General features: G+C 55.8%; 8 protein-coding genes. 6 read left to right on the top strand and 2 right to left on the bottom strand.

Annotated elements, in window-relative coordinates; translation table 11 throughout:
• The first annotated feature begins 279 nt into the window (after positions 1-279).
• Complete coding sequence (locus tag NTX71_12660; protein ID MCX6340744.1) at positions 280-639, top strand: hypothetical protein; 360 nt, start codon at positions 280-282, stop codon at positions 637-639.
• A 99-nt stretch (positions 640-738) separates the two neighbouring features.
• On the opposite strand, the gene NTX71_12655 is transcribed toward NTX71_12660, so the two are convergent.
• A complete protein-coding gene (locus NTX71_12655) occupies positions 739-1008 on the bottom strand; it encodes a hypothetical protein (GenBank protein ID MCX6340743.1) in 270 nt (89 codons plus the stop codon).
• 75 nt (positions 1009-1083) lie between these two features.
• Between NTX71_12655 and NTX71_12650 the strand changes: the two genes are divergently transcribed.
• From NTX71_12650 to NTX71_12630, 5 genes are all read left to right on the top strand, one after another.
• Positions 1084-2196 carry a glutamine amidotransferase family protein gene (locus NTX71_12650; protein MCX6340742.1) on the top strand — a complete coding sequence of 371 codons (1113 nt, stop codon included), beginning with the start codon at positions 1084-1086 and terminating at the stop codon, positions 2194-2196.
• On the top strand, positions 2193-3710 hold the full coding sequence (locus tag NTX71_12645) for a glutamate synthase-related protein (GenBank protein MCX6340741.1): 1518 nt from the start codon (positions 2193-2195) through the stop codon (positions 3708-3710). Before NTX71_12650 ends, NTX71_12645 begins: the two co-directional genes overlap by 4 nt.
• Positions 3711-3950: 240 nt before the next feature.
• A complete protein-coding gene (locus tag NTX71_12640) occupies positions 3951-4394 on the top strand; it encodes a 4Fe-4S dicluster domain-containing protein (protein ID MCX6340740.1) in 444 nt (147 codons plus the stop codon).
• Positions 4378-5667 (top strand): FAD-dependent oxidoreductase, encoded by a 1290-nt coding sequence (locus NTX71_12635; GenBank protein ID MCX6340739.1) that lies wholly within the window; start codon positions 4378-4380, stop codon positions 5665-5667. Before NTX71_12640 ends, NTX71_12635 begins: the two co-directional genes overlap by 17 nt.
• Positions 5668-6405 carry a hypothetical protein gene (locus tag NTX71_12630; GenBank protein MCX6340738.1) on the top strand — a complete coding sequence of 246 codons (738 nt, stop codon included), beginning with the start codon at positions 5668-5670 and terminating at the stop codon, positions 6403-6405.
• A 117-nt stretch (positions 6406-6522) separates the two neighbouring features.
• Here the strand turns inward: NTX71_12630 and typA are convergent, their stop codons facing one another.
• The gene (gene typA, locus NTX71_12625; protein ID MCX6340737.1) at positions 6523-8427 is read right to left on the bottom strand and encodes a translational GTPase TypA; all 1905 of its coding nucleotides are present in this window, start codon (positions 8425-8427) and stop codon (positions 6523-6525) included.
• Positions 8428-8815: the final 388 nt, after the last annotated feature.

Raw genomic sequence — 8815 nt, 5'->3', positions numbered from 1 at the left:
CAGGAAACGGGCTCGGGATGGAGCAGCAGGCAAGTCACGAGTGCTGGCGTGAACGGAGCAAGCAGTTGAACCCGCGCATGCGCGAGGGAGGGACCAGATCATGTCTATTGACTCCGCGCCTTTGATGGGTGACCCATTACTTCGGGACTTTCTTTGATATTGACAGAACATTTTTAATATACTATTCTGCACACAAAGCTAGCGGGCTTGCTGCCTCCCACGCCGTGGCGGCGTGGGGGAAAAGGAGCCTGTACTGGCATTAATCAAAGGAGGTTCGCAGTGAGCGACAGGTATAGAGTGCTGGCGTTAATTGTGGCCTGCGTGCTCGTCGCGGCATGGAGTGCGATCGGCAGCGCCGAAGAGAAGGCCGAGTGCCGCTCGGGCAAGATCGAGAAAGCCACCTCAAAGATCCCCGATTTTAAAAAGATGGACAAGAACGCAGACGGCAAGATATCAGAGGCAGAGTTCGCGGCATATACCGTCGAATATCCCGAGCTTGGTATGTCGAAAACGGGCTTCGCGACCTGGGATGTGGACAAGGACGGCATGGTCACGATAGATGAGTTTGAAGCCATCTATCCGACAAAGGGCGGCATGGAAAAAGTAAAGTCGCTGTTCGAAAAATCCAAGAAGGAATAAGCCCCGGATTGGGCCGAAGTGTCTGAGTGACTATTAAGGGAGGACTCGATCGAGTCCTCCCTTAATTTTATAAAAGTTCATGCAACGTCTGCTGATCTGTTATTTCACCGTCATTGTCTCCTTGTCCATTTTGATGACGTAGGGCGTGCGCTCACTCAAATCCGAAAGCCCGGCGATGGGTGGTGCCTTGACCGCTTCAACCACAGCGATGTAGAAGATCACCGTCTTCCCCGAGGCGTTCAGCGGGTGGGAGATACGGGGCGAAACCCTCATCGTCACCGATTTCCTGAGCGGGTTCTGGTTCCTGAACACCGGCTCTATCCCCTCTCTGACGTCTTCGTCGAAATGGGGCGGTATTGTCACATACATTCACGGGATTTTCCCACAGTAATGCGGATAACCGAATCATAACGATCGATCTTTGCTATAATTCCAGACCAACCTATGAGAACCTTGATTTCCTCAAAGAGCGTCAAGCTCCCCGACGCCCGCATCCCTTCGGGTTGCTCAATCGCGGGCATTATGGACGTTCACGGCAAATTGATACCGGGAACTGACATTATCCGATTGATTGCCGTGATGCATGATCGATCAAACGGTCTCGGCGGAGGTTTTGCGGGATATGGGATCTATCCGCATCACAAGGATGATTACTGCTTCCACCTCATGTATGATTTCGAGGAGGCCAAGCAGCAGACGGAGGCAACCCTCAAAAAATGCTTTGAGATTATCGGGGAGGAGGAGATCCCCACCGCACCCGTGAAGGAAGTGGTGAAACGTCCAATCCTCTGGAGGTATTTTTTACAAATCCATCCGGAGACTCACGAGCGCTACTACGAGCTAAGCGACGACGACATTGTGATGATGGTGGTGATGGAGGTCAACGAGTTCATCAAGGGTGCGTTTGTTGTCTCCTCCGGAAAAAACATGGGGGTGTTCAAGGGTGTGGGGTATCCGGAGCAGATCGGGAAGTTCTACCGCATTGAAGAATACCACGCGCACCTATGGATCGCGCACGGACGGTTTCCCACGAATACACCGGGCTGGTGGGGAGGCGCGCACCCGTTCGGGCTCCTGGGGTGGTCTCTGGTGCACAACGGCGAGATTTCTTCATACGGCACCAACAAGCGCTATTTAGAGGAGTTCGGATACAGGCTCATGCTCCAGACTGACTCAGAGGCTATACTCTACATGTTTGACCTGCTTCTGCGGAGGCATGGCCTGCCGCTTGAGATCGCCTGTACGATACTTGCTCCTCCCCTCTGGGAGCGGATTGAGCGGATGCCAACTCGCGAGAGAGATTTCCACACAACGTTGAGAATCGTGTATGGGAGTTCCATGATCAACGGCCCCTCTGCGCTCATCCTCGCCCATCCCCGGGGAATGGTCGGGCTCGCGGACCGTATCAAGCTCAGGCCGCTCGTTGCAGCTCGGAAAGGGCCGCGCTGTTTCCTCGCGAGCGAAGAGTGCGCGATCAACGCAGTGTGTCAGGCCCCTGAGCGGGTGTGGGCCCCCGCGGCAGGAGAGCCGGTGGTATTTACGATGGGAAAGAGATGAAATCATTTATACAGCCCGAGTTCCACATCTCGCGCGACGAAGAGCGGTGCATTCATTGCGAGGTATGCGTCCGGCAGTGCGCGTTCGAGTCGCACACATACGATCCCGCGGACGGCCGCGTGACCACAGAGAGCTTGAGATGCGTGGGATGCCAGCGCTGCGCGTCCCTCTGCCCCACGCAGGCGCTGGTCGTCACCGAGCACCCTCGCCAGTATCGCACGAATGCCTACTGGACGGCGCGGACGATCGAGGAGATATACAAACAGGCAGAAACGGGCGGTCTCCTCCTTTCCGGCATGGGGAGTGATATGCCCCATAAGATATACTGGGACCACCTCCTCCTCGACGCGAGCCAGGTGACAAACCCATCAATTGACCCGCTCCGAGAGCCGATGGAGTTAAAAACCTTTCTCGGGCGCAAACCCCAGGAGGTCAAGCTCTCGCACAGGGGGGGAACAGCTTCACTCGAGACGATACTTATGCCACAACTTGAGCTTGAAACCCCCATCCTCTTTTCCGCCATGTCCTATGGCGCAATTAGCTATAACGCGTGCCTCGCACTGGCCAGGACCGCCCAGCAATGCGGGACATTTTATAATACCGGCGAAGGAGGCCTGCACAAGGACCTCTACCGCTACGGGAAGAATGCCGTCGTACAGGTTGCATCGGGGAGATTTGGGGTCCACAAGGACTACCTCGAATCAGGGGCGGCAATAGAAATTAAAATCGGACAGGGAGCGAAGCCGGGCATCGGTGGGCATCTGCCCGGAGAAAAGGTCGATCAGGCTATTTCTGAAACCCGTATGATCCCGGAAGGGACCGATGCCCTTTCTCCGGCGCCCCACCACGATATCTATTCCATAGAAGATCTTGCACAGCTCGTCGCGGCGCTCAAAGAGGCCACGCGCTACCGGAAACCGATCATCGTGAAGGTTGCCGCGGTCCACAACATTGCAGCGATTGCGAGCGGGATGGTGCGCGCAGGTGCGGATATTATTGCCATCGATGGTCTCCGCGGCGGGACTGGAGCCGCACCCACCAGAATCAGGGATAATGTGGGGATTCCCATCGCCCTCGCGCTCGCAGCGGTGGACGAGAGGCTGAGGCGGGAGGGGATACGCAATGAGGCCTCTATCATCGCCGGCGGAGGCATACGCAACAGCGCTGACGTGATCAAAGCGATCGCACTCGGTGCTGACGCGGTGTATATCGCGACTGCTGCCATGATCGCCATGGGGTGCCACATGTGCCAGCGCTGCTATACGGGGAAGTGCAACTGGGGTATCGCAACACAGGATCCCTACCTCGTCAGGCGGCTCAATCCCGAGATTGCCGTCCGGCATCTCACGAACCTCATTCGCGCGTGGAGCCTGGAGATAAAGGAGATGCTCGGAGGGATGGGAGCCAACGCGATAGAATCGCTTCGCGGCAACCGGCTTCGCCTGAGGGGGATCGGGCTATCCAGAGAGGAGCTGGATATTCTGGGTGTCAAGCCCGCCGGCGAATCGTTGTGAGCGCGTGCGTCGCATCGTTGCGGCTGCCCATACCACTCACGGAGGATATTTCGTTCTGTAGTGGGTCAGCTATGAGATTTTGCCACGGATCTACGCGGATTATTACGGATGCTCGCGGATACATACCAAAATCAATCCGTGCATATCCGTCAATCATCCGTGATAATCAGTGGCGAAAAACCCTGTCCCATATCCTATAATTGAGGCATTACTTTATTCTGATACAGGATATACCCGCTCATGAAAAGAATATACGTGCGCGAAGAGTATTGCATGGGGTGCAGGCTGTGTGAAATTCACTGCCTTGTGGAGCATTCCAGGTCAAAGAAGATAATCAAAGCATACAAGGAAGAGTTTCCTCGCGCCATTCCGAGGCTGATCGTCGAGCAGAAGGGGCCGCTCTCGTTTGCGCTGCCATGCAGGCACTGTGAGGAAGCTCCCTGCGTCGGTGCGTGCATCACCGGAAGCATGCATCGGGATAAGAAAACGGGGGCGGTGATGAATGACGCGGATCGCTGCGTGGGCTGCTGGTCATGCATCATGGTCTGCCCCTTCGGGGTGATCGTGCGAGATGTGAAAGAGCGGAAGGTCGCGACCAAGTGCGACCTCTGTCCTGATAGAGATGTGCCGATATGCGTCATCTCGTGCCCGAATGAGGCACTTGTATATGAAGAGCAGAAATAAAAATAATAGACCGCATTATGTAATCGTGGGGAATTCTATCGCAGGCATTGCCGCGATTGAGGCGATCCGCGAGCGCGATCGCGAACGCGCGATCCTCGTCATTGATCGGGAAATGCGCGAGGCGTACTCGAGGCCGCTCATCTCGTATTACCTTGAGGGGCGCGTGGATGAAGAGACCATGAGGCTCCGCCCCGCTGAATTTTATAAGAAGATGAAGGTGCGGGTGCTTGCGGGAAGAAATGTTACGGCACTCAAGGCGCGCGAACGACTTCTCATCACTGATAATAATGAGCGGATGCCCTACGAGAAGCTTTTGCTCGCGGTGGGTGCGGAACCTGTGATGCCATCAATCCCGGGCCTTGTCGGGCCGCAGGTTTGCACATTCGCTCATCTGAAAGATGCGAACGAGTTAAAAAAGCGCGTCAAGAGGGGGCAGGGAGCGGTCGTGATTGGCTCCGGCTTCATTGGGATTAAGGCTTCCGAAGGGCTCAAAGCGCTCGGGGCAAAGGTCACGATGGTCGAGCTGGATAACCGACCCGTCCCCTCCATGCTCGATGCCGAGGCCGGGAAGATCGTTGCGGCGCATATCAGGCGAAGCGGTGTCAAACTCGTGCTCTCCAATCGCGTGGTTGCGATCAGGCGGAAAGGTGCTTCTGTCGTGGCCGCCGCGCTAAAAAGCGGGGAGGAAATCCCCTGCAGCAGTGTGGTGGTTGCCATTGGAGTGCGGCCCCGTCTTGGGCTCTGTCGCGGTACGCCCATAAAAACAAAGATGGGGATTCTTGTCAACTCCCACATGGAGACATCGGTACACAACATTTATGCGGCCGGTGATGTGACGGAGACCGCGGTCCTTCATGGAGGGCGGAAAAACATTCCGATCTGGCCGCTCGCCTACGAGCAGGGGACTGTCGCGGGAACAAATATGGCAGGTGGGAATATGGCGTACAAAGGCCGGATGCCAATGAACTCCATGGAGGTATTCGGCCTCCCTCTCATCGCGCTCGGTGATACAACAACAGATGACGGGGAGATGGAAATAATGATGCTGCGTTCGAGAACCTCATCTGCGTATAAGAAGATTATTTTGAAGAATAATCGGATCAGGGGAGCCTTATTTTTAGGAGAAATTGAGCGGGCGGGAATCTTCGCAGGTCTCATGTTGGATACGGTGGATGTGACCCCCTTCAAAGAGGAGCTTCTCAAAGAGAATTTCGGCTACATCTACGTGCCCAGACAGCACCGCGCAAAGCATATCTCCCCTCTCGAGGTGTAAATGATTCACATAGATGCTTCGGAGATGAACTATCGCCTTCTCAATGACGCAATCCATCGCGCTATCGGGAAGGGCGTGAGGGAGATTACGCTCGATCATGTGAATGGCCACCGCTACATATGCGCAGGCGTCAAGGGCGGCATTAATATGAAGATCCATGGTATCCCTGGAAATGATCTCGGGGCTTTTATGGATGGTCCGAGAATTGAGGTGTTTGGCAACGGGCAGGATACCATCGCCAACACGATGAATAGCGGGCGCATTTCTATTCACGGGCATGCGGGTGACGTGCTCGCGTACGGGATGCGGGGCGGCGAGCTCCTCATCCGAGGCGATGCCGGCTACCGTGTGGGGATTCACATGAAGGCATTTAAGGAGCTTGTCCCTGCACTTATTATTGGCGGGACGGTGAAGGATTTTCTCGGAGAATATATGGCGGGGGGCATCATCGTGGTACTGGCACTCGACGGTGGGCCGGATCCGGGCGCCGGCTTCGGAGTGGGGAGCGGAGCCCATGGAGGAGCGATCTACATCCGGGGGAAGTTGCGTGATGAGCAGCTCGGGAAGGAGATTCGAAAAGTTCCGCTCACTGACGACGATCGCGCGCTTCTCAAAAGTAAAATTACAGATTTTTGCAGAACGTTCGCCATCCCCAAATCGCACACCATACTGAAATCGCGCTTCAGCAAATACATTCCTCTCAGCCACCGGCCCTACGGCAAGCTGTACGCCTATTGATGATTAAGCTTGCCATCCCTGACCCCTTTATTGGGATTTGGGGTTTGGGATTTCTATTGCACCACCAGCGTCTCCCTGTCTATCCCATCCACATACACGAGGCCGCTCAACGGAATGTTACTGCTGGATCACGGCTGCGGTCTGCCGCCCTGCCCTTTTTCTCTTCTCCGCGTCGAGTATCGCCTTCCGGACGCGGATCGAGCGCGAGGTAACTTCTACAAGTTCATCCCGGGCTATCCATTCAATTGCCGACTCAAGCGTAAGCCTGCGCGGGGCCTTGAGCCCCGCATCGAGCTCCTTGGTCGAGGAACGTATATTGGTGAGCCTTTTTCGTTTTACAGGATTGCAGGGAAGGTCATCAGGCCGGGAGTGCTCACCGACGATCATGCCTTCATACACCCGCTCCGTCGGAGCAACAAACATGACTCCGCGGGATTGCAAATTTTCCAGGGAGTACGACGTCGCGGGCCCTGTATCCATGCTGACCATCGAGCCACGGCTCCGCGAAACCACTTCACCGCACCACGGGCCGTACCCGATAAACCTCGATGACATAATCCCGAGGCCCCGCGTATCCGTCATGAACCCGCCGCGATAGCCGATGAGTCCGCGCGTGGGTATCCGGAATTCGAAACGCACCAGCCCGCGTCCCGAATCATTACGGCCGGTAAGCTCGCCGCGGCGGCATGCCACCTTCTCGAGCACCACACCCTGGAATCCACCAGGAATATCGATGATGAGCTGCTCCATCGGCTCGAGGATATTTCCGTTCGCATCGACGGTGGTGATTACCTCGGGGCGGGTGAGGCACAATTCCATCCCCTCACGCCGCATCTCCTCTATTAATATGGCGAGGTGCAGCTCCCCCCTGCCGGAAATCTTCACACAGTCAAGCCGATGCGATGCCTCTACCCGCAGTGAAACATTTACGCGGCGCTCTCGTTCAAGGCGCTCCATGATCTGGCGCATGGTCACCGCGCATCCCTCTTCGCCGGCAAACGGGCCGTTGTTCACGAGGAGGAACATGGATACCGTAGGTTCGCCGATCTCAAGCGGCGGCAGGCACGCATTCTCCAACGCTGGCGAAGAGAGTGTGTCGCCGATGGTGAGATCCCCTGGCCCCGCGATCCAGACAATGTCACCGGCCGAAACCTCCTGCACCTCCTGTCGCTCCAAACCTCTCGTGATCAACAAATGAGTCGATGTTACCGGATATACGCCGGTCACCTCCCACGCGTCAGAATGTCCCGCATCGTGTGCATGGAGCGGGCCTGCAGCTTTCCGGCGGGTGGTGGTCCGCACCAGTTCCTCACCCAGCCGATGAACCCCCTGGAGTACGCGGCCGCATCCTATCCGGCCGAAATAATCGTTCCAGGTCAGGGTGCTGATCTGCATGAGGAACGGCGCATTGCGATCAGCCTTTGGATGAGGGACATGCCGGATCACCGCGTCAAACAGCGCCTCCATCCCTTTCCGTTCATCCTTCTCCAGATCGCGCACGAACCATCCCTGAAGCCCCGATCCGTGCACAGCGAAAAAATCAGCCTGAGCGTCGGTTGCTCCGAGTTCGACAAATAGATCGAAGGTACTGTTGAGTGCCCTCAGAGGATCCGCATGCTGCCGGTCCACTTTATTAATCACTACGATCGCTTTCAGCCCCAGGCGCAGCGCCCGCATGAGCACATAGCGGGTCTGCGGCATCGGGCCTTCGTTGGCGTCGACCACCAGCAGCACGGCATCCACCATTGAAAGCACGCGTTCAACCTCCCCTGAAAAATCTGCGTGGCCGGGGGTGTCAATGATATTAATCAAATACCCTTTCCACTCGACGGCGCAGTGCTTGGCGCGGATGGTAATGCCGCGCTCACGTTCGAGCTCATAGTTGTCCATCACCCGCTCTTCGACACGGGCGTTCTCCCTGAACACACCCGTGGCGCGGAAAATGGCATCGATCAGCGTGGTTTTCCCATGATCGATATGGGCGATGATCGCCACGTTACGAATTTTATTTATAGGTCTCATGCCACACACCCTGCGTGCTGAAATAGCGGCGCACAGATAAAAAAACGCAAGGTGCAAAGCTGAACACCTTGCGGTTAGTTCTGCCCCATGACTGCCACTGCACTGTTATAATTATACTCTTTTTATCACCTCAGTCAATGTTTTTAACAAAATGGCGGTAAGGGGTCACTTATAGAGGGGGGCCACGGATCCCGCTAAGCGGGACGGATTATGACGGATATTCACAGATGAAAAGGAAGCTTCATCTGCGGCCATCCGTGTGGTTATCCGTGAAAATCCGTGGCGAACATCATTTACCGTTACCCCTGCAAAACTGATAATCATACAAAGGCGAAAAGAACAAGTGTACAATCTCTGTGCAAGGTGGCTCGGCGACGGCGAGCCGGAA

The sequence above is a fragment of the Candidatus Auribacterota bacterium genome, from assembly GCA_026392035.1.
Taxonomy (GTDB): Bacteria; Auribacterota; Tritonobacteria; order UBA1439; family UBA1439; genus JAPLCX01.
The sequence above is the reverse complement of the archived record's forward strand: the minus strand, read 5'-3'. Positions and strand labels throughout refer to the sequence as shown.